Raw genomic sequence first — 20,858 nt, 5'->3', positions numbered from 1 at the left:
CGCTCACAGGACCGGCGGTGTCGGCCGGGTGGCCGTCAGGCCGATCTCCTTCTTCAGCATGCGGCCGCCGTCGCCCGTGAGTCGCAGGTAGTAGTCCGCGGAGCAGCGGGTGCCGTCCTCGTCCAGGGCCCAGAGGCCCGAACCGGCAGGTACGGCGGCGCCGGTCTCGGCGGTCTTGGCGATCTGGTTGCCCTCGTTGAACTCGTCGTACATCGAGATGTAGATGCCCTGCGCGCCGACGCGGACCATGTTGTAGAACTGCCGCCACATGAAGTCGCCATGGGCGCGATGGCGCTCCTGGAGGTCGCCCGGCATCACACACGGCTGGTAGTCGATGCCATGGGCGTCGCAGTCCGCCTGGTCGGGTGTGTTGACGCTGCTGAAGAACTGGTCGGACTGGGCGGCGCTGGAGATCCGGCCCACCATCCACGGCGAGATCATGTTGAACGCGTGGTACACGTCCGAGAACCCGGCGCGCGAGTCCTCGGTGCCGGTGCGCCAATGCGTGGGCACGCCTCCGATGACGTAACAGCCCTGCGCCTTGAACCAGTTGACGACGTCCAGACAGGGAGCGGGTTCGAAGGGGCGCCCCGAGTCGTTGAAGCCGAAGCCCCAAATACACACGACAGGCTTTCCGTTCTGCCGTGCGTAGGAACTCGACGATGTGTGCGCCTGCATCTTCGACGTCCAGTCCTCCTTGATCTGGGACTGCATGGACGTCCAACTCGTGACGTCGTACATGATGTAGAACTTGCGGCCGTTGGCCTCCGCGGCCTGTCGCACCTTCTGTGCCATCGCGTCCCGCGTCGGACCTTCCGAGCCGAACGGGTTGAAGCGCTGCAGTGCGGCGGTGTCGATCGCGTTCTCGCGCATCCAGCGGAAGTGTGTGTCGACCGTCTGCTGGTCCCACGAGGTGAACAGGGTCGCGGCCGCGCCGTTGGTCAGGTTCGGGTAGTCGGTGGCGAATCCGCGACTGTACTCGCGCATGTCGGGCCACGACTTGATGGTGGTGTTGGACAGCGACGGCGGACGGCTCATGTCCTGGCTCCAGTGCCACCAGCCGTCGATCGGGGCTCCGTCGCCTTTACAGGCGAACCAGCCCTGATAACCGACGGATATCTTGCCGACGACATCGCCCGGCGGGCTTGCGGCCGGTGCCGCGACCGCCTGCTGGAATGCACCTGTGCCGACTCCCGCCGTGGCGGCGAGCGCGGTACCGAGAAGGGTTCGTCTTGTGATGCTCACGGAGAATTCCTCCTTGTGGGGGTCTTCTGACGCTAGGGGAATTCCGTGTTCCGTTACAAGCCGTGGGAGGTGAATGAATTGAGGGGGCCTGACAATTATTCGTCAGGCACCTTATTTTCCGATTTCCGATTCCGCCGAATTGTGAAGCACCCTCCGAACGGGTTCATCAACTCAGCGCTACGAACCGTGAGGAGTGTCCCGATATCCCCGCAGTTTCCGGTACAGCGTCGCCCGGCCGATCCCCAACGCGGCCGCCGCCCGCGCCTTGTTGCCGCCGTGGCGGCGCAACGCCTCCAGGATGGCCGTGCGCTCGGCATGCTCCATCGGGCTGAGCCGTCGCTCGGCGGGCCCTTCCCGGACGGCGTCCGGGAGTTCCGCGCGTCGGACAGGCCCCACCGGCCGGCGGTCATCCGCCAACGCCCTTACGAGATGCGCGAGTTCGGTGACATTGCCGGGCCAGGGATGCTGCTCCAGAGCCCGTAGCGCGTCGAGCGTCCAGGTGAGCGGGGGCCGTCCGCGGGCCGGCTTCGGGGCCAGCGCGGTGAGGAACTCCCTGATGTCCTCCGGGCGTTCACGCAGTGCCGGGAGAGTGACCGTGCGGGCGGCCAGCGTGTCCAGAAGCCGCTGGAGGCACGGTCCGACAGGTGTACCGGGCGTGTAGGTGACCAGCAGGGGTACGCCGGGGTGCTCGTCTAGCAGGGAGTTCAGGGCCGCGACGTCCGGTTGGGCGAGGCGCTCGGCGTGCCGCAGCAGAAGCGGACGGCCGTCTGTCAACGTCCGGTACTGGACGCCGAGTTCACCCTCCGCCGCGTCCACGACCAGCGGCCGGAACTCCGGCGCGAACTCCGCGGACAACTCCCGCGCCAGAATTGTCTTGCCCGTCCCACGCTCACCGGTCAGCAGCAGCGGCTCCCGGGACCGGGCAAGCTCCGCGGCCCGCTCCACAGCGAGCCGCCAGGGGACGGAACGTCCGGTTAGCGGGATCTGCGCGCGAGGCGTTGGCGGCACAGTAGTGGCGGCGAGCGGCTCCAACACGGCGAGCAGACCGATGACGGAACCCAGGTGGCGCACGGGGGTGAGCCGGGCGGTGCAGCCCGATCCGTCGGGAAGTTCGACGACGGGTCGGGCTGCGAAGGGTGTGCCCTGCCGGGGGTCTGTGTTGTGCGGTTCGGCGGGCCTTTCCTCTCGGGGGCCTGTGGTGTGGGGTTCCATGGGCGTGCTCGGCTGCAAGCCGGTGTCGTACGGCTCGGAAGGCGTGCTCGGCTGCAAGCCGGTGTCATACGGCCCCGAGGGCATGCTCGACCCCAAGCCCCTGTCGTACGGCCCCGAAGCCGTGCCCGACCGCAACCCCGTGCCGTACGACTCCGTCGGCACCCCCTGCCGAAGCACCGCCCCCGCGCCCCGTTCCAGTGCCTCCAGCCCCTCCGGAGACAACATCCGCGCCGCCGCCTCACTGACCAGCCGGTTCCGCCCGTCCAGGGCGACCACCGCGGGCGCCGGTCCTCGCGTCGCGGTCAGGTACGCGTCCAGCAGGACCCGTTCCACCGCTCGCGTGCGTGCGAGGAGCTCGGCCTCCACCGCCGCGGCGGTGGCCTCGGCGAGCGCCGCACCGGGATGAGGTGAACACTCCGCGCACAGGCCGGACGCGACGGTCACCGTGCCCAGCGCCTGCCCGGTCTCGGGGCCCAGCACCGGCACGCTCACCGCGGACACGTCCTGCCACAGGTCGAGGAAGTGCTCGGGGCCGTGCACCTCGGCGCGGCGCCGGGTGCGCAGGGCGAGGGCCGCGCTGTTGTGCCCCACCTCCCGCTCGGACAAGTCGGTGCACTGCTCGTTACCCGGCACGCTCCCGGCCGCCCACAGCACCCGGAGCCGCTCGTCGGTGAGGACCAGGGAGGAGCGCCCGGTGCCGAGGGCGGGGGCGAGCCGTTCGAGCACGGGACGGGCCGCGGACAGCAGCGGCGACTCGGGCCGCGCGCCCGCCGCGAACTCGGCCGGCTCCTTGAGATCGTGCGGTACGCCGAAGAACCGGGCCCGCCGCCAGGCCGCGACGACCTCGTCCGGCACACCGTCGGGCAGCGGCCGCCCCGTCAGAAACCGCTCTCGTGCCTGGCGCAGCGGCGCGAGAGCGGGAAGGGCGGGAGGCTGCTCTACGGTGCTCACGACGCCTCTCACCGTATCGGGCGTACGCCGGGCCCGGCCATCACCCCGACTCCGGAGCCTGGCTCCTACCCCGGGCACCGTGATTGTCTCGAAATGAGACACCCGAACCGCCGCCCCGCACCGCATGATCAAGAGTGGCAGGTGCTCGTTCACACCCTCAGGAGCCTTCCCGTGCAGACCGTCGAGACCGAAGTACTCATCATCGGGAGCGGCCCCGCGGGCGCCTCGGCCGCGCTGGCCCTGAGCACGTACGGCGTACCCAACATCGTCGCCACCCGCTACGCCCATCTCTCCGACACTCCCCGCGCGCACATCACCAACCAGCGCACGATGGAGGTGCTCCGCGACCTCGGCGTGGAGCAGACGGTCATTGCGCAGGCCACCCCGCAGCACCTGATGGGCAACACGACCTTCTGCACCAGCCTCGCCGGCGAGGAACTGGGCCGGGTCCGCTCCTGGGGCAACGACCCGCTCGTCCAGGCCGCGCACGACCTGGCCAGCCCCACCCGCATGTGCGACATGCCGCAGCACCTCATGGAACCGGTGCTCGTCGACGCGGCGGTCGCGCGCGGCACCTCCCTGCGCTTCGAGACCGAGTACCTCTCGCACACCCAGGACGCCGACGGCGTGACGGCCACCGTCCGCGACCGGCTACGCGGGGACACGTACGAGATCCGCGCCAAGTACCTGATCGGCGCCGACGGCGGCCGCTCCAAGGTGGCTGAGGACGTGGGCCTGCCGATGGGCGGCCAGATGGGTGTCGCGGGCAGCATCAACATCGTCTTCGACGCCGAACTGGCGAAGTACACCGCGCATCGGCCCTCCACCCTCTACTGGGTGCTGGCGCCCGGCGCCACCGTCGGCGGCATCGGCGCGGGCCTGGTGCGCAATGTCCGCCCCTGGAACGAGTGGATGATCGTCTGGGGGTACGACGTCACGGCGGGCGCCCCCGACCTGACCACCGAGTACGCGGAGTCGGTCGTACGACAGCTCGTGGGCGACGACGAGATCCCGGTGACCATCAAGTCGTCCTCGGCGTGGACCGTCAACGAGATGTACGCCGAGACCTACTCCAACGGCCGCGTCTTCTGCGCAGGCGACGCAACCCACCGCCACCCGCCGTCCAACGGCCTCGGCTCCAACACCTCCATCCAGGACGCGTACAACCTGGCCTGGAAGCTCAAGCTGGTCCTCGACGGCACGGCGGCACCGAAGCTGCTCGACACCTACACCGCCGAGCGCGCCCCGATCGGCAGACAGATCGTCACCCGCGCCAACAAGTCCATCGGCGAGACCGCCCCCATCTTCGAGGCCCTCGACGGGCTCTCCCCGCAGACCCCCGAGCAGCTGTGGGCCAACATCGCCGCCCGCAAGGACGCCACGGAGGCCGCCGCCAAGCAGCGGCAGGCGTTGCGCGAGGCGATCGCCTTCAAGGTGTACGAGTTCAACGCGCACGGCGTCGACCTCAACCAGCGGTACGCCTCCGACGCGATCGTCCCCGACGGCTCGCCGGACCCCGGCTTCGCGCGCGACCCGGAGCTCCACCACCAGCCCTCCTCCCGCCCCGGCGCCAAGCTCCCGCACGCGTGGATCACCTCCGGGACCCGCACCCTGTCCACCCTCGACACGGTCGGCTGGGGTCGCTTCACGCTGGTCACGGGCATCGGCGGCGAAGGCTGGGTGCGCGCGGCAGGGGCGCTCGACGTGGACGTCGCCACCGTCGTCATCGGACCCGGGCGGGAGTACGAGGACCCCTACGGGGACTGGGCGCGGCTGAGCGAGATCTCCGACGCTGGCGCCCTCCTCGTACGACCTGACGGGTTTGTCGCCTTCCGGCATCCGGCGGCCTCCGAGGCCGCCGAGGAGTTGCTGTCGGCGGCGCTGCGACGGATCCTCGGACATGCCTGACGGGACCAGGGGAGTGGAATGAGCACCGAATACACGACCGATCTCACCGACGAGGTCGTTGACAGCTTCCGACGGACCGCCGACCCCCGGCTGCGCGAGCTGCTGACCGCGCTCACCCGCCACCTCCACGACTTCGTCCGCGAGACGGAGCCGACGATGGCTGAGTGGGAGCGGGCCATCGGCTTCCTCACCGCGACCGGGCAGATGTCCACCGACACCCGGCAGGAGTTCATCCTCCTGTCGGACGTGCTCGGCGTCTCGATGCTCGTGGAGACCATCAACGGTCACCGCGGTCCGGGTGCGACCGAGTCGACCGTCCTCGGCCCCTTCCACATGACCGAGTCGCCGGTCCGCGAACTCGGCGCGAACATCGACCTGGTGGGCAGCGGCGAGCCGTGCGTGGTCAGCGGCCGGGTGCTGTCGGCGGACGGCACCCCGCTGCCCGGCGCGGTCCTGGACGTCTGGCAGGCCGATCCCGAGGGCTTCTACGACGTGCAGCGGCCGGACGTCCAGCCCGCGGGCAACGGACGGGGGCTCTTCACGGCGGACACCGAGGGCCGTTTCTGGTTCCGCACCTGCGTACCGAGCCCGTACCCGATCCCGACGGACGGCCCGGTCGGCGAGCTCCTGAAGGCGACCGACCGCCATCCCAACCGTCCCGCCCACATCCACTTCATCGCCTCGGCCGCGGGCCACGCACCCGTCACGACGCACATCTTCGTGGCGGGCAGCGCGTACCTCGACTCCGACGCGGTGTTCGCCGTCAAGAAGAGCCTGATCCAGAGCTTCGTCGAGACCGACGACCCGTCCCTGGCACGGGAGTTCGGCGTCCCGAACCCCTTCCGTTACGCGCACTTCGACCTCGTACTGGAGGCCGCATGACCACCGCGCCGCTCGACTTCTCCTACGAGAGTCGGCCCGCGCGGGTCGTCTTCCGGCCCGGTGCGGCGGTCTCCGCGACACCGGGCGAGGTCGCCCGGCTCGGACTGCACAGGGTGCTCGTGGTCTGCGGGAGCCGGGGCTCGGAGGTCGCGCAGGCGGTCGCCGACGCGCTGGGCGATTCCTGCGCGGGGCTGCACGCCGAGGCCCGTATGCACGTACCCGTGGAGGTCGCCGACCGGGCGGTCGAGGTGGCGCGGGCCCTCGGCGCCGACGGCTGTGTCGCGGTCGGGGGTGGCTCCGCGATCGGTCTCGGCAAGGCGATCGCGCTGCGCACCGGGCTGCCGTTGGTCGCCGTGCCCTCCACCTACTCCGGCTCCGAGATGACCCCCGTCTGGGGCCTCACCGAGCACGGCGCCAAGCGCACCGGGCGCGACCCCGTCGTCCAGCCCCGAACCGTCGTCTACGACCCCGAGCTCACCCTCGGGCTCCCCGTCCCCCTCTCCGTCACCAGCGGCATCAACGCGCTCGCGCACGCCGCCGAAGCCCTGTACGCGCCCGACGCCTCGCCCCTCGTCTCCCTCATGGCGGAGGAGGGCGTACGGGCGATGGCCGGGGCCCTTCCCCAGGTGGCCGCAGCCCCCGACGACCTCGACGCGCGCGGCCGCGCCCTCTACGGTGCCTGGCTCTGCGGATCCTGTCTGGGCGCCACCACCATGGGCCTGCACCACAAGCTGTGCCATGTACTCGGCGGCACCTTCGGCCTGCCGCACGCGGAGACCCACACGGTGGTCCTCCCGTACGCCCTCGCGTACAACGCGCCCGCCGCTCCCGAGGCGATCGCCGCCCTGTCCCGCGCCCTGGGCACCGACGACGTCCCCCGCGCCCTCCACGACCTGGCCGGGAACCTCGGCGCTCCCCGCTCGCTCGCCGAACTCGGCCTGAAAGAAGCCGACTTGCCGGTCGCCGCCGCGCAGGCCACCGAGGCTACGTATCCCAACCCCCGCGAGGTCACCGCGAGCGGTGTACTCGGTCTGCTGACGGCGGCGTACGAGGGCTGGGAGCCGCGGAGCGACGCCGTCCGGTAGGGGCCGTTGCTGTCTCAGGACGAGACGCCCGAGGTCTCAGGACCAGACGCCTGAGGTCTCAGGACGAGACACCCGAGACCTCGCGTTGTGGTCAATGATCGCCAATGGGCCGTGCCTTCCATTCGACCCGCCCCACAAGGCGATCCGCCTCATCGCCAAGCATGTCGGCATGGCCCACGTCCCACCGGACGCACGGCACGACTACCCCGCCCGAGTGGCGGATCCTTCAACTGAGGCCCTCAGTGGGGGAGTTGAAAAATGACCTCCCGTCACACCGGCGCTCGCCGCGTCTTCCGACCTATTGGTCGACATGACCGATTGGTCGACGTGGATTGGTTGACCTTTCATCACTCGGACACCTCCTGACTCTGGCGTTTTCGACGATGCCCCGGAAAGATGATCAGGGCATGCCAATACGACCGCCCCGAACTGCCCCCACACCGCGGTCGATCAGGAGGACGCAGTGAAGAGAAACTCGCGCATCGGCAAGGTCTCCCTCATCTTCGGCAGCGCAATAGCGCTGGTCGTTGCCTTTCCGGGCAGCGCCCTCGCCGACCCGCCGTCGGCCCTGCCGGCCAACGCGAACGGCCAGGAGCAGACATTCCAGCCGGCCTACGACTACGACACGGACGGCTGCTACCCGACCCCCGCCATCGGCCCGGACGGGACCATAAACCCCGGTCTCAACCCGACCGGGGCGCTCAACGGTTCGTGCCGCGACTCATGGGACCTGGACAACACCAACGGGTACTCGCGGGAGAAGTGCAACAACGGCTGGTGCGCGATCATGTACGGCCTCTACTTCGAGAAGGACCAGGCTGTGGCCGGCAGCAGCCTCGGCGGGCACCGCAATGACTGGGAGCACGTCGTGGTGTGGGTGCAGGACAACGTGGCCAAGTACGTGTCCACCTCCGCCCACGGGGACTTCAACACCTACAGCCGTGACCAGATCCAATGGGACGGAACGCACCCCAAGATCGTTTACCACAAGGACGGAGTCAGCACGCACTGCTTCCGCCCCGCGAGCTCCGGCGACGAACCGCCGGAGAACCACCAGCACACCTGGCAGTTCCCCCGGCTGGTCGGCTGGGACGGCTACCCCGCGGGTCTGCGCGACAAGCTGAACGCGTACAACTTCGGCAGCGCCGTCTTCGGCCTCAAGGACGGCAACTTCAACTACCACCTCGACCTGGCGAAGCCCGACGGGATCGCGTTCGACCCCAACGCCTGACGCACTGAACCCCGGGGGGCGGCCGCCCTGCGCATCAACGCCTCCCGGCTTAAGGCCCCCTACCCCTGCCTGCGCGACGGGACGGTGACCGCCCGTGCGGGTCCGGCCACTCGCGTGAGGTAGGGTCGACCTGCGTGAACACGGGGGTTACTCCGGGTGGAACGCATCGGGACGTGGCGCAGCTTGGTAGCGCACTTGACTGGGGGTCAAGGGGTCGCAGGTTCAAATCCTGTCGTCCCGACGTTTGAAGTCGCAGGGCAGAGGCCGTTTTCTCAGTGATGGGAAGGCGGCCTTTGTTGTGTCTGCGGGCCTGATGGCCGCGGTGTGGTCGCGGGCGTGTTCCGCTCGCCCCGTGTCACCCCGCCGACCGGACGCGGCGGGCGGTGTTTCCCACGGCTGAGCCGGAGCGGGGTGGAGGTCGGCCGTGTCGCGGCTGTAAGCGGTATCGGCGTCTGAAGCGATATCGGCGTCTGCGGCGGACTCGTCTTCGGCGAGCAGGAAGTTGATGACTGTCAGGTGCCGGCCGCAGTGCGGACAGGAATGCCCGGTGCCCAGCGGCGGGACCTGCGTCGCGCCGATGTCCGCCGTGGGCGCCGGTCCTGGCACGGCAGGGGAGGGGGCCGGGGTGATGTGTGCGCCGTGAGCCTGTTTCCAGAGGGCTCGGCTTGAGGGAGCAGAAGCGCCGGTCGGGCGTCCGGTGCCGGTCCAGGTGAATTCGACGCCACATGTGGCGCAGCGCTGCGGGTGGTGAACAGCGGGCAGCGGATCCCCCGCGATGCCATCGCCGCGCTGTACCAGCCGTTCCAGCGGCACGGCCACCGCTCCGCACGCGCCGACGGCCACGGCCTCGGTCTGTCCATCGTCGCGGCGGTAGCCACCGCTCACCGGGCGCAGATCATCACCGAGCCGGGCACCGAGGGCGGGCTCGACGTCACCGTGGTCTTTCCCTCGCCGAAGGACCCCGGGCCGGGGCTCGCCCGGCTCACGGCCTGACGAGGGGTGGTTGTCGTGGACTTCGGCGGGGTGGTGGAGCGGGTAACTGCTCGACCCTGACGTCGAGAAGCGAGTGGCGGCAGCGGTACGCCGGGACCGTGTCGACGAGGAGCAGATAGGTGATCGTCGTGCCGCAGCCGATGCGGCCCGGGCCGATGGTCACTTCCGAGCCGCGGACCGAGACCGGCGGGGGCTGGGCCGCACTCGGCTCGGACTCGGTGCCGACCATTTCGAGGTACGGCACCGCGAGGTCCACCCGGAACGGCTGCCCCTGGTCGAACGCGCTGCTGGGGATGTCGCGCCGCCCGGGGTTGGTGAGCACCAGCCGCACAAGGTGCGGATCGGTCAGCAGCGTGCCATTGCGCCGGATCTCCAGGCTTCCGTCGATGCGCTGGTGGACCAACGGGGAGTGGTTTGTCGCATAGGTGAGGCGCCGCCGGGGATGCGCGGCGCGGAACGCGGCCCAGATCGCGCCGCAGCCCACGAGGACGGCGACGGCCACCCCGGCCGCCGTCCAGAAGGTCTCCGCGGTGTAGAAGGCGCCCGACGCGACGGGCGCGGCTCGAAAGACGTCGTACACGGGCAGCCCGACGCGCCGAGGGGCCGGCCGCGCGTCGTACTCCATTCATACGTGCGGCAACGTTCCGGTGGATGGACTACCGCCCCGGCCCGCCGACGGTCCTTCACTGATGGATGGTCAGGGGCAGTCGCTCAGCCCCTGCTTGGCGCTGCCGAAGAAGGCGTTCCACTCGGCGGGGGAGAAGGTGAGTATCGCCCCCCTGGTCTGCTTCGAGTCCCGGACGGCGACGAGGCCCTCGACGAAGGCGACCTCGACGCACGCTCCGTTACCGGAACTGCGGCTGCTCTTGCGCCAGTTGGCGCCACTCGGATCGATCTGTGGAACAGGCTGCCCTTGGTGGGTGGTCATGTGCTGTGCATCTCCCTTGCGATCCTCTCCAAGGTGGCGGGCGTGTCCTGCGGGTCGGGGGCCGCGGCGCGCAGCAGGTCGAAGGTCTGGACGAACGTGCGGACGTCGCGTTCCTTCTCCAAGTACACGTTGCCTGCGATGGAGTTGACGTAGACGACGGTGGGCGTTCGGGCTTCGAACTCCAGCAGCGAGAAGGTCCCGGCCAGTGCCGGGTGAGCCCCCTTCGCCGTCGGAAGGACCTGGATCGTCACGTTCGGCAGGGCCGTGGACTCGGCCAGGTGGGCGAGCTGGGCCGTCATGACGTCCCCGCCGCCGACCGGGCGCCGTAGTGCGCTCTCCTCGACCACCACCCACAGCTCCAGCGGTTCGGGCTCCCGGGTGAGCAGCGCCTGGCGCTCCTTGCGGAAGCTCACCAACTGGTCCACCTCGTGCGGCTCGTTCGGCCGCGCCGCGGCGATGATCGCTCGGGCGTAGTCCTCCGTCTGCAACAGGCCGTGCACGAAGGTCGGTTCGTACGAGCGCAGGGCGCGTGCGTCGGATTCGAGGCCCGCGTAGGTGGCCATGCCCGAGGGCAGCACCTCTCCGTAGTGCGCCCACCAGCCCTGCTGCTGGGCGTCCTTGTGGATCTGCATGACCGTATCGATCAGGGCAGGGTCCGTGACGCCGTACCACTGCAGCAGATCACGTACGTCCCGTGCCTTGATCGGCGCCTGTCCGGTCTCCACCCGGCTGATCTTCGACATCGAGCACTCGAGGTGGGCCGCGACCTCCTCGATCCTCTTGCCCGCATGCTCACGCAGACGTCGCAGCTCGGACCCGAGCTGGCGCCGCCGTACCGTCGGTCCGCCGATCGTGGTCATCGCCCCTCCCCACACCGCATGCAGTGATGCCTTGCTCCATGCAAGTGTGCACGTACGCCAACCACCGTGTCATGCAGTCGACTTGGTTGGAGACATTTGGCTGACGCACTTGCGTGGAGGAAGTCTCTTTGCTTCGGGATGTGGCCCGTGCGTGTCGGAACGGGACCGCCCCGGCCGGAAGGATCCGGCCGGGGCGGCACATCGCGCGGACCAGGGTCCGCGGACACTGCGTCAGGCGAGGGTCGCGAGCGTGTCGTTCCAGGTGGTCGACGGACGCATGATCTTCGCGGCCTTCGCGGGGTCGGGCTGGTAGTAGCCGCCGATGTCGGCGGGGGAGCCCTGGACCGCGTTCAGCTCGTCGACGATCGTCTGCTCCTGCGCACCCAGCGTCTCGGCGAGCGGGGCGAAGGCCTTGGCGAGGTCCGCGTCGTCGGTCTGCTGCGCCAGCTCCTGCGCCCAGTACAGGGACAGGAAGAAGTGGCTGCCACGGTTGTCGATGCCGCCGACGCGGCGGGTCGGCGACTTGTCCTCGTTGAGGAAGGTCGCCGTCGCACGGTCGAGGGTGTCGGCGAGGACCTGGGCGCGCGCGTTGCCCGTGGTCGTCGCGAGGTGCTCGAAGCTGGAGGCCAGCGCGAGGAACTCGCCCAGGCTGTCCCAGCGCAGGTAGTTCTCCTTGACCAGCTGCTGCACGTGCTTCGGCGCGGAGCCGCCGGCGCCCGTCTCGAAGAGGCCGCCGCCCGCCATCAGCGGGACGATCGAGAGCATCTTGGCGCTGGTGCCCAGCTCCAGGATCGGGAACAGGTCGGTCAGGTAGTCACGCAGTACGTTTCCGGTGACGGAGATCGTGTTCTCGCCGCGCCGGATGCGCTCCACGGAGAGCTTCGTCGCGTCGACGGGGGACAGGATGCGGATGTCCAGGCCCTCGGTGTCGTGCTCCGGGAGGTACCGCTTGACCTTCTCGATGAGCACCGCGTCGTGCGCGCGGGTCTCGTCCAGCCAGAACACCGTCGGGTCGCCGGTGGCACGGGCGCGGGTGACGGCCAGCTTCACCCAGTCCTTGATCGGGGCGTCCTTGGTCTGGCAGGCGCGGAAGATGTCGCCGGCGGAGACGGCCTGCTCCAGGACGACGTTCCCGGCCTCGTCGACGAGACGGACCGTACCGGTGGTCGTGATCTCGAAGGTCTTGTCGTGGCTGCCGTACTCCTCGGCCTTCTGCGCCATCAGACCGACGTTCGGGACCGTGCCCATGGTCGACGGGTCGAAGGCACCGTTGGCGCGGCAGTCGTCGAGGACGACCTGGTAGACGCCGGAGTAGCTGCTGTCCGGCAGGACCGCGAGGGTGTCCTGCTCCTGGCCGTCCGGGCCCCACATGTGGCCGGAGGTGCGGATCATCGCCGGCATGGACGCGTCGACGATCACGTCGGACGGCACGTGCAGGTTGGTGATGCCCTTGTCGGAGTCGACCATCGCCAGCTCGGGGCCCTCGGCGAGCTCGGCGTCGAAGGACGCCTTGATCTCGGCGGCCTCGGGCAGGGACTCCACGCCCTTGAAGATGCCGCCCAGACCGTCGTTCGGGGTGAGACCGGCGGCGGCGAAGGTCTCGCCGTACTTCGCGAACGTCTGCGGGAAGAAGGCGCGCACGACGTGACCGAAGATGATCGGGTCCGAGACCTTCATCATGGTGGCCTTGAGGTGCACCGAGAACAGCACGCCCTCGGCCTTGGCGCGGGCGATCTGCGCCGTGAGGAACTCGCGCAGCGGCGCCACGTGCAGCACGGACGCGTCCACGACCTCGTCCGCCAGCACGGGTACGGACTCGCGCAGCACGGTGGTGGAGCCGTCGTCACCGGCCAGCTCGATACGGAGCGAGCCCGGCGCGGAGATCACCGCGGACTTCTCGGTGGAGCGGAAGTCGTCGACGCCCATGGTCGCGACGTTCGTCTTGGACTGGGACGACCACTTGCCCATGCGGTGCGGGTGGGTCTTCGCGTAGTTCTTGACCGACGCGGGGGCGCGGCGGTCGGAGTTGCCCTCGCGCAGCACCGGGTTCACGGCGCTGCCCTTGACCTTGTCGTAACGGGCGCGGATGTCGCGCTCCTCGTCCGACTTCGGGTCCTCCGGGTAGTCCGGAAGTGCGTAGCCCTGCTCCTGCAGCTCGACGACCGCGGCCTTCAGCTGGGGGACCGAGGCCGAGACGTTCGGCAGCTTGATGATGTTCGCCCCGGGCGTCTTCGCCAGCTCACCGAGCTCCGCGAGCGCGTCCGCGATGCGCTGACCGTCCTCCAGGTACTCCGGGAAGAGGGCGATGATCCGCCCGGCCAGCGAGATGTCACGGGTCTCCACAGTGACACCGGCCTGCGAGGCGTAGGCCTGGACCACCGGCAGGAACGAATACGTTGCCAGGGCCGGGGCCTCGTCAGTGTGCGTATAGATGATGGTCGAGTCAGTCACCGGGTGCTCCGCTCCACGTCTGCAACATTGCTCGACATCAAGATATCTCCTGAGCGACCCCCGCTCGACAGGGGTCTGCCCCGAGCCGGGCGGACAGTCACCTCCGAGGGCAACCGACCGGCACGGCCGAGGCACAGGTGGCGGATGCCGAACCACCCCGACTGGACGGTCACCCCCGTGCCCCCGGGCCTGGTCGCATCCCGCAATCGTGAGCCCGGTCACTGCCCCGACGTGTCCGCCACCCTCTGACGACGGACGGAGCCGGGCGGGCTCACTCGGCCCGGTTTTATGCCCGTGTCGTGGCGTCCCGCTGGTGGGGGATGCCCGAGGCGAGGATCTCCGCTCCACCCGGCTGCAGGGCGACCGTCCGCGCGGGCGCGGGAATCCGGATCCCCTCGTCCCGGTACCGCTTGTGCAGGCGCTTGATGAACTCGTGCTTGATCCGGTACTGGTCGCTGAACTCGCCCACGCCGAGGATCACGGTGAGGCTGATCCGGGAGTCGCCGAAGGTGTGGAAGCGGACGGCGGGTTCGTGATCCGGGACGGCGCCGGCGATCTCCGTCATCACCTCGGCGACGACCTCGGTGGTCACGCGCTCGACGTGGTCGAGGTCGCTGTCGTAGCCGACACCCACCTGGACGAGGAGCGTCATCTGCTGCTCGGGGCGGTTGAAGTTGGTCATGTTGGTGCCCGCGAGCTGGGCGTTGGGGATGATGACCAGGTTGTTGGAGAGCTGACGGACCGTGGTGTTACGCCAGTTGATGTCGACGACGTAGCCCTCTTCGCCGCTGCTGAGGCGGATGTAGTCGCCGGGCTGGATCGTCTTCGAGGCGAGGATGTGCACGCCCGCGAAGAGGTTGGCGAGGGTGTCCTGGAGAGCCAGGGCGACGGCCAGACCGCCCACGCCCAGGGCGGTGAGCAGCGGGGCTATGGAGATGCCCAGCGTCTGGAGCATGACGAGGAAGCCCATCGCCAGCACCACGACCCGGGTGATGTTGACGAAGATGGTGGCCGACCCGGCGACGCCCGACCGGGACTGGGCCAGCGACCGGACGAGGCCGGCGATGAACCGGGCCGCGGCGATGGTCGAGACCAGGATGAGGAGCACCGTCAGAGTCCGGTTGACGGTGTGCCCGACCGACGAGGTCAGCGGAAGTACCGCCGCCGCCGACGCGATTCCCCCGGCAACGGCCGCCGCTGGTACGAGAGTTCGCAGCGCGGCGACGATGAGGTCGTCGCCGCTCCAGTTGGTGCGCAGCGCGTGCTTGCCGAGCCAGCGCAGCAGCATGCGCGACAGGAACGCCGCGATGAGGCCCGCGACCACGGCGATTCCGGCGATCATCCAGTCGTCCAGAGTGAGAGAGCGGTTCATCGGCCTGCTCCCTTGTGGCCGGAGGGAAGGCCCGTGGGCCGGATGTGATGTGTCGTCACTTGCCACCTGCTCGAATCCGTGAATGCGCGATCATGCCGGACTGGTGTTCGTCATCCGGGGCGACCGCTCATCCTGCCGCATCAACGGGCATGCCCGTCACCAGGCGTGGCGAGATCGGGCCCGCAACCCTCCCGAGGTCTCAACTCGTCGGACAAGGCCGGACTCACCGAACGAGCCGTGCCGGTCCGCTCCTGACGCGAAGCGGTCGGCGCCCTCCAGGCTCTCGGCCAACACGCCTGTGCCGTAACGGAGTTCACCACGCATCGCCGCGGTCTCGACCAGGCCTTCCTGGTCCAGGACGGAGGCGCGGTCGCTGCGCAGGCATGCCTGGGGGCGACCGCCGAGATCACCGGCTTGGACAGGCGCAGCCGGGTGGGACCCATCGGCCCGTCCTCGGCGACCCGGCTGCCCTGCTCGCTGACGAGGGCCTTGAGGTCGGCTCCCGCGCAGAAGGTGCCGCCCGCGCCCCACGGCACCGCGACCCGCGCCGACTCGTCGGCGTCGAACTCCCGGAAGGCTTGCACGAGTTCGGCGCCCGTCGGGCCGTCCACCGCGTTCCGGGCCTCGACGCGGGAGAGGACGACCGTGGTGACGTAATCCTGTCGTTCGGTCCGGACCGGCATCGCTGACCCCTTCCCTGGGCTGCCGTATGCCGAGGCTGGCTTCGGGTGCGCAACCGTGCGCGAAATGCGTGCGCTCAGATCACCTTCAGCCGGACCAGCGCCCCCAGCGTCAGCGCCCCCGGCAGCAACGGCACCCACACCGTGATGATCCGGTACGCCAGCACCACCGCCGTCGCCATGGCGACCGGGCCGCCCGCCGCGACCAGCGCGATGATCAGCGCCGCTTCCACCGAGCCGATGCCGCCCGGCGTCGGCACCAGCGCGACCGCGACCGTCGCGGCGAGATACGCGACCACGATGGACGCGGGCGGCACCGGCAGCCCCAACGCCATTCCCACCGCGACCAGGCCGGCCGCCTGGAGCGTGGGGAAGGCGAGCGAACCGCCCCACAGGGCCAGCGCGCGAATCGGACGGGTGTGCACCGAACGTGCCTCGTCGAACGCGGTGCGCAGGAAGGAGAAGACGGCCGCACGCAGCCGCCGTACCAGGAGGAGAGTCGTCGCCGCGAAACACACCACCACGCCGACGCCGAGCAGCAACGGCCCCACCGCCCCGTCCGGAAGGAGACTTCCGATGCGCAGCGCGCCGGGGAAGGCGATCAGCAGACCGGCCAGCAGGGTCACCCGGGTGATCGACTCGGCGAGCAGGTACAGCGCGAGTGCGGCCGAGGAGCGGGCGAGCGGGACGCCGCACACCGTCATGAACCGGAGATTTACCGCGCCGGCGCCCAGGCCCGTCGGGAACAGGTGATTGGCGGCGCCCGCCGCGAACTGGGTGGCGAGCAGCCTGCGTACGGGGAGCCGCTCCATGACCGCGCCCTGGCGCGTGACGGCGGCAGCGACCCAGGTCCCACAGGTCGCGGCGGCTGCGGCCACGAGCCAGGGCCACCGGGCTGTCGCCAGATGATGGAAGCCCTCCGCGAGCACGGACCGGTGCTGCACGGCGACCACGATCACGAGGGCGAGCGGGAGGAGGCAGAGGACCGGCCGGACGGACGAGCGGAGAGCCGACCGGAAGGCGGTGCGACTGGGGAACCCCTGGGGGAGTCGTACGGCTGTCACACCGGGAGAGCTTTTCCACTGCGCACCAACGTGGGGTTGCGGGCGCGGAGACGGCGGCTGACGTGCTGGGCAAGACGAAAGCGCCGCAGAGTGGTTGACCTCAACAATGCTTGAGGTCCTACCGTCACTCCCATGAGTATGGAGACCACAGCCTGGACACAGCTGCACAGTGTCATGAACGCCCAGCAGGAACGCCGCCCCTTCGCCCGGGCGACCCTGCGCCGTATCGCCGCCTTCGCCCGTCCGCACCGCCGCCGCATCGGCCAGTTCGTGGTGCTCAGCGTTCTGACCGCGCTGCTCGCTGTCGCGACGCCGGTGCTCGCGGGGCGCGTCGTGGACGTGATCGTGTCCGACGGTGACGAGGGCACCGTCGTTCGCCTTGCCGCGGTCATAGCCCTCATCGCGTTCGCCGAGGCGGCGCTCGGACTCCTCGGTCGCTGGCTTTCGTCGACGCTCGGCGAGGGACTGATCCTCGATCTGCGGACGGCTGTGTTCGATCATGTGCAGCGCATGCCGGTCGCGTTCTTCACACGTACACGTACGGGCGCGCTCGTCAGTCGTCTCAACAACGACGTCATCGGCGCCCAACGCGCCTTCAGCAACACCCTGTCCGGAGTTGTCAGCAATGTCGTGACTCTGCTGCTCACCCTCGCCGTGATGCTGACCCTGTCCTGGCAGATCACACTGCTCGCGCTCGCCCTGCTGCCCGTGTTCGTGGTGCCCGCGCGGCGGATGGGCGGCCGGATGGCCCGCCTGACGCGCGAGGCCGCCAACCTCAACGCCTCGATGGGCACCCGGATGACGGAGCGCTTCTCCGCGCCCGGCGCCACGCTCATCAAGCTCTTCGGCCGTCCCGAGGAGGAGTCCGCCGAGTTCGCGGAGCGCGCCCGGCGGGTGCGGGACATCGGCGTGCGGACGGCGATGGCGCAGTCCGCGTTCATCACGGCGCTCACCCTCGTGTCCGCCCTCGCTCTCGCACTCGTCTACGGCCTCGGCGGCTGGTACGCGCTGCGCGGCAGCCTGGAGCCGGGCGCCGTCGTCTCCCTGGCGCTGCTGCTGACCCGCCTCTACGCGCCGCTCACCTCGCTCGCGGGCGCTCGTGTCGAGGTCATGAGCGCCCTGGTGAGCTTCGAGCGGGTCTTCGAGGTGCTCGACCTCAAGCCGCTCATCGAGGAGAAGCCGGACGCGCGGAAGGTACCGGAGGGACCCGCGGCCGTGGAGTTCGACGGCGTCCGCTTCGCCTACCCGTCCGCCGACAAGGTCTCCCTCGCCTCCCTGGAGGAGGTCGCGTCCCTGGACACCCGCGGCGGCGCCGAAGTCCTGCACGGCGTCTCCTTCCGCGCCGAACCCGGCCAGACCGTCGCGCTCGTCGGCTCCTCCGGCGCCGGGAAGTCGACCATCGCGCAGCTGCTGCCGCGGCTGTACGACACCGACGAGGGCGTCGTCCGTATCGGCGGCGTCGACGTACGCGACCTGAGCGCGGAGTCGATGCGGGACACCCTCGGCATGGTCACGCAGGACGGCCACCTGTTCCACGAGTCGGTGCGGGCGAACCTGCTGCTGGCCCGCCCGTCCGCGACCGAGGACGAGCTGTGGGACGTTCTGCGCCGGGCCCGTCTCGAAGATCTCGTACGTTCCCTGCCCGACGGTCTGGACACCGTGGTCGGCGAACGCGGATACCGGCTCTCCGGCGGCGAACGCCAGCGCATGACCATCGCCCGGCTGCTCCTGGCCCGCCAGCGCGTCGTCATCCTCGACGAGGCCACCGCCCACCTCGACAACACCTCGGAGGCGGCCGTCCAGGAGGCGCTGACGGAGGCCCTGGCGGGACGGACCGCCGTGGTGATCGCGCACCGGCTGTCCACCGTGCGGGCCGCCGACGTGATCCTCGTCGTCGAGGCAGGGCGGATCGTGGAGCGGGGCACGCACGCGGAACTGCTCGCGGTGGACGGGCGGTACGCGGAGCTGTACCGGACGCAGTTCAAGCCCGCCCGGGGAAGCGTGACGGAGATCGCTCCCGCCAGGGAAGTGGTGGCATAGCACCGGCCGGGCGTCCGCCGTACCCTTGCGGGCGTCGGCGCGTACCCCTCACCGGGACGCGACCCTCCATACCCACAGGAGCTGTGGCTCATGCTGCGCACCATGTTCAAGTCCAAGATCCACCGCGCCACCGTCACCCAGGCCGACCTGCACTACGTCGGATCCGTCACCATCGACGCCGAGCTGCTGGACGCGGCCGATCTGCTGCCCGGCGAGCTCGTCCACATCGTCGACATCACCAACGGCGCCCGCCTGGAGACGTACGTCATCGAGGGTGAACGCGGTTCGGGAGTCATCGGGATCAACGGGGCGGCGGCCCATCTCGTGCACCCCGGTGATCTGGTGATCATCATCAGCTACGCTCAGATCTCCGACGCCGAGGCACGGGCACTGCGGCCGCGGGTGGTGCATGTGGACCGCGACAACCGGATCGTGGCCCTGGGCGCCGACCCGTCCGAGCCGGTACCCGACTCGGACCAGGAGCGCAGCCCGCAGGCCGTGTCGGCCTGACCTCACCGGCGGAATGTGACCTCAGCAGAGGAAAACGAGGAGTGGTGCCCATGAGCGACATCGAGATCCGCGACGACCGGCCGGCCGGCCGCCTGGAGGCCTTCGCCGGGGACGAAGTCGTCGGCCATATCGAGTACTTCGTCCTGGAAGCCCCCGCCCGCGCACTCGTCCCGGTGCACACCATCGTGGAACCCGAGCACGAGGGCAAGGGCATCGCCGGCTCCCTCGCCCGCGAGCTGTACGCCATCGCCGCACGCGAGGGCATCGTGGTCGCGCCGCTCTGCCCGTACGTCGTGAAGTGGGCGGCACGCCATCCCGAGGAGGCGCCGGCGGCCGACCCGGAGCTGCAGACGGCGGCGGTGGAGTGGCTCAAGGCGCACCCGGGGCGCTTCTGATGCCTCTGCGGTCGGCGACGGCCTCCAGGCCAGGACCGCTCGCCCTGTTGCACACCTCGCCCGCGCACATCCCCGTCTTCGACGCACTGCGCGACGAGGACCACCAGGGGCTGGAACTGCGGCATCTGGTGGCCGAGGAACTGCTGGCCAGGGCCCGGCGGGAAGGGCCCGAGGCGGTAGCCGACGAGGTGCGGGCGGTGCTCGACCTGGCCGTCGCGCAGGGCGCGGCGGCCGTGCTGTGCACCTGCTCGACGATCGGCGCCGTCGTCGAGCACGCGGGCGCCGAGGTGCCCGTACTGCGCGCGGACCGTCCGATGGCCGCCGCGGCGGTGGCCGCAGGACCGCGTGTCGTCGTCCTCGCGTCGCTGGAGAGCACCCTGGAGCCGACGGTCGCCCTCGTCGAGGAGGAGGCCCGCGCAGCCGGACGCACACTCGACGTCCGTACCGTCCTCGTCGAGGGCGCGTGGGCGCTCTTCGAGGCGGGTGACGTCGACGGCTGCGCCCGCACGGTTGCGGCGGCCGCCGACGCGGTCACCGACGCCGACGCGATCGTCCTCGCCCAGGGGTCCATGGCCCCGGCCCAGCGACTGACCACGACGACGATCCCGGTCCTGTCGAGCCCTCGCCCGGGGCTCGCCGCGGGGGCGGAGGCGGCACGCGGGAGCTGAATCCGCCCTGGTGTTGGGCCCACCTGGTCGCCATCCCTGCGCGAGGGGGTGAGTGGGTGCGCCGGAGCCGGGTACGCGTGGGAAAAGTCCAGAGCCGACGTACCGACTGGCTGGAGGACAACATGACCCACCCGTATCCCGACCCTGTGAAGCCGGACCCCACCCCGGGCCCCGACCGCCCGCAGCCTTTCCCGGACCCGATTCCGAAGCCGGGCCCCCGCCCGGTACCGACGCCGGGGCCAGTCCCGTCGCCGTCGCCGATCCCGCAACCGCCGGGCCCCGACCCGGTACCGGAACCCCAGCCGGGACCTGCCTCTCAGGGCTAGGACTACAGACCGGTGGCCCCGTTCGGTACCAACGCACCCGGCCACCCGTGGGTATTA

Annotated in this window: 17 protein-coding genes, 1 tRNA gene and 1 pseudogene; 10 read left to right on the top strand and 9 right to left on the bottom strand. The window is 70.1% G+C overall.

Annotated elements, in window-relative coordinates:
* Positions 1–3 precede the first annotated feature (3 nt).
* A complete protein-coding gene (locus tag AB0N66_RS10105) occupies positions 4–1,245 on the bottom strand; it encodes a glycoside hydrolase family 71/99-like protein (RefSeq protein ID WP_365430973.1) in 1,242 nt (413 codons plus the stop codon).
* A 177-nt stretch (positions 1,246–1,422) separates the two neighbouring features.
* Positions 1,423–3,408 (bottom strand): helix-turn-helix domain-containing protein, encoded by a 1,986-nt coding sequence (locus AB0N66_RS10100; protein WP_365430971.1) that lies wholly within the window; start codon positions 3,406–3,408, stop codon positions 1,423–1,425.
* A gap of 171 nt (positions 3,409–3,579) precedes the next feature.
* On the opposite strand from AB0N66_RS10100, the gene AB0N66_RS10095 reads away from it, so the two are divergent.
* The 6 genes from AB0N66_RS10095 (at position 3,580) to AB0N66_RS10070 (ending at position 9,507) form a co-directional block, all read left to right on the top strand.
* Positions 3,580–5,316 carry an FAD-dependent monooxygenase gene (locus AB0N66_RS10095; protein WP_365430969.1) on the top strand — a complete coding sequence of 579 codons (1,737 nt, stop codon included), beginning with the start codon at positions 3,580–3,582 and terminating at the stop codon, positions 5,314–5,316.
* Between the two features lie 18 nt (positions 5,317–5,334).
* The gene (locus AB0N66_RS10090) at positions 5,335–6,198 is read left to right on the top strand and encodes an intradiol ring-cleavage dioxygenase (RefSeq protein WP_365430967.1); all 864 of its coding nucleotides are present in this window, start codon (positions 5,335–5,337) and stop codon (positions 6,196–6,198) included.
* Entirely contained in the window at positions 6,195–7,283 is a 1,089-nt protein-coding gene (locus tag AB0N66_RS10085; protein ID WP_365430965.1) for a maleylacetate reductase, read from the top strand. The genes AB0N66_RS10090 and AB0N66_RS10085 overlap by 4 nt, the downstream gene beginning before the upstream one ends.
* A 463-nt stretch (positions 7,284–7,746) precedes the next feature.
* Positions 7,747–8,514 (top strand): NPP1 family protein, encoded by a 768-nt coding sequence (locus AB0N66_RS10080; protein ID WP_365430963.1) that lies wholly within the window; start codon positions 7,747–7,749, stop codon positions 8,512–8,514.
* Positions 8,515–8,681: 167 nt separating this feature from the next.
* Positions 8,682–8,755, top strand: a tRNA-Pro gene (locus tag AB0N66_RS10075).
* 497 nt (positions 8,756–9,252) lie between these two features.
* Positions 9,253–9,507 carry an ATP-binding protein gene (locus tag AB0N66_RS10070; RefSeq protein WP_365431716.1) on the top strand — a complete coding sequence of 85 codons (255 nt, stop codon included), beginning with the start codon at positions 9,253–9,255 and terminating at the stop codon, positions 9,505–9,507.
* On the opposite strand, the gene AB0N66_RS10065 is transcribed toward AB0N66_RS10070, so the two are convergent.
* The 7 genes and pseudogenes from AB0N66_RS10065 to AB0N66_RS10035 all read right to left on the bottom strand — a co-directional run bounded on the left by AB0N66_RS10065 (position 9,497) and on the right by AB0N66_RS10035 (position 16,862).
* Positions 9,497–10,132 (bottom strand): hypothetical protein, encoded by a 636-nt coding sequence (locus AB0N66_RS10065; RefSeq protein ID WP_365430961.1) that lies wholly within the window; start codon positions 10,130–10,132, stop codon positions 9,497–9,499. The two genes, AB0N66_RS10070 and AB0N66_RS10065, sit on opposite strands and share 11 nt — an antisense overlap.
* A gap of 72 nt (positions 10,133–10,204) precedes the next feature.
* Positions 10,205–10,435 (bottom strand): DUF397 domain-containing protein, encoded by a 231-nt coding sequence (locus AB0N66_RS10060; protein ID WP_365430959.1) that lies wholly within the window; start codon positions 10,433–10,435, stop codon positions 10,205–10,207.
* The gene (locus AB0N66_RS10055) at positions 10,432–11,295 is read right to left on the bottom strand and encodes a helix-turn-helix transcriptional regulator (protein ID WP_365430957.1); all 864 of its coding nucleotides are present in this window, start codon (positions 11,293–11,295) and stop codon (positions 10,432–10,434) included. The genes AB0N66_RS10060 and AB0N66_RS10055 overlap by 4 nt, the downstream gene beginning before the upstream one ends.
* Before the next feature lie 231 nt (positions 11,296–11,526).
* Positions 11,527–13,746, bottom strand: coding sequence for an NADP-dependent isocitrate dehydrogenase (locus AB0N66_RS10050; protein WP_365430955.1), 2,220 nt, complete (start codon positions 13,744–13,746; stop codon positions 11,527–11,529).
* A gap of 286 nt (positions 13,747–14,032) precedes the next feature.
* Entirely contained in the window at positions 14,033–15,118 is a 1,086-nt protein-coding gene (locus tag AB0N66_RS10045; protein ID WP_365430953.1) for a mechanosensitive ion channel family protein, read from the bottom strand.
* 156 nt (positions 15,119–15,274) lie between these two features.
* Positions 15,275–15,801, bottom strand: a pseudogene (locus tag AB0N66_RS10040) (enoyl-CoA hydratase-related protein).
* Positions 15,802–15,875: 74 nt separating this feature from the next.
* A complete protein-coding gene (locus tag AB0N66_RS10035; RefSeq protein WP_365430951.1) occupies positions 15,876–16,862 on the bottom strand; it encodes a lysylphosphatidylglycerol synthase transmembrane domain-containing protein in 987 nt (328 codons plus the stop codon).
* A gap of 138 nt (positions 16,863–17,000) precedes the next feature.
* Here AB0N66_RS10035 and AB0N66_RS10030 point away from each other — a divergent pair, with 138 nt between their 5' ends.
* The 4 genes from AB0N66_RS10030 to AB0N66_RS10015 all read left to right on the top strand — a co-directional run bounded on the left by AB0N66_RS10030 (position 17,001) and on the right by AB0N66_RS10015 (position 20,475).
* Positions 17,001–18,902, top strand: a complete 1,902-nt coding sequence (locus AB0N66_RS10030; protein WP_365431713.1) for an ABC transporter ATP-binding protein — start codon at positions 17,001–17,003, stop codon at positions 18,900–18,902.
* A 90-nt stretch (positions 18,903–18,992) separates the two neighbouring features.
* Complete coding sequence (gene panD / locus AB0N66_RS10025) at positions 18,993–19,412, top strand: aspartate 1-decarboxylase (protein WP_365430949.1); 420 nt, start codon at positions 18,993–18,995, stop codon at positions 19,410–19,412.
* 50 nt (positions 19,413–19,462) lie between these two features.
* Positions 19,463–19,807 (top strand): GNAT family N-acetyltransferase, encoded by a 345-nt coding sequence (locus AB0N66_RS10020; RefSeq protein WP_365430947.1) that lies wholly within the window; start codon positions 19,463–19,465, stop codon positions 19,805–19,807.
* Positions 19,807–20,475: an arylsulfatase gene (locus AB0N66_RS10015; protein ID WP_365430945.1), complete on the top strand. Its 669-nt coding sequence runs from the start codon at positions 19,807–19,809 to the stop codon at positions 20,473–20,475. The genes AB0N66_RS10020 and AB0N66_RS10015 overlap by 1 nt, the downstream gene beginning before the upstream one ends.
* The last annotated feature ends 383 nt before the right edge of the window (positions 20,476–20,858 follow it).

The sequence above is a fragment of the Streptomyces sp. NPDC093544 genome (assembly GCF_040683495.1).
GTDB lineage: Bacteria > Actinomycetota > Actinomycetes > Streptomycetales > Streptomycetaceae > Streptomyces.
This window is presented reverse-complemented; position numbering and strand designations above follow the sequence as displayed.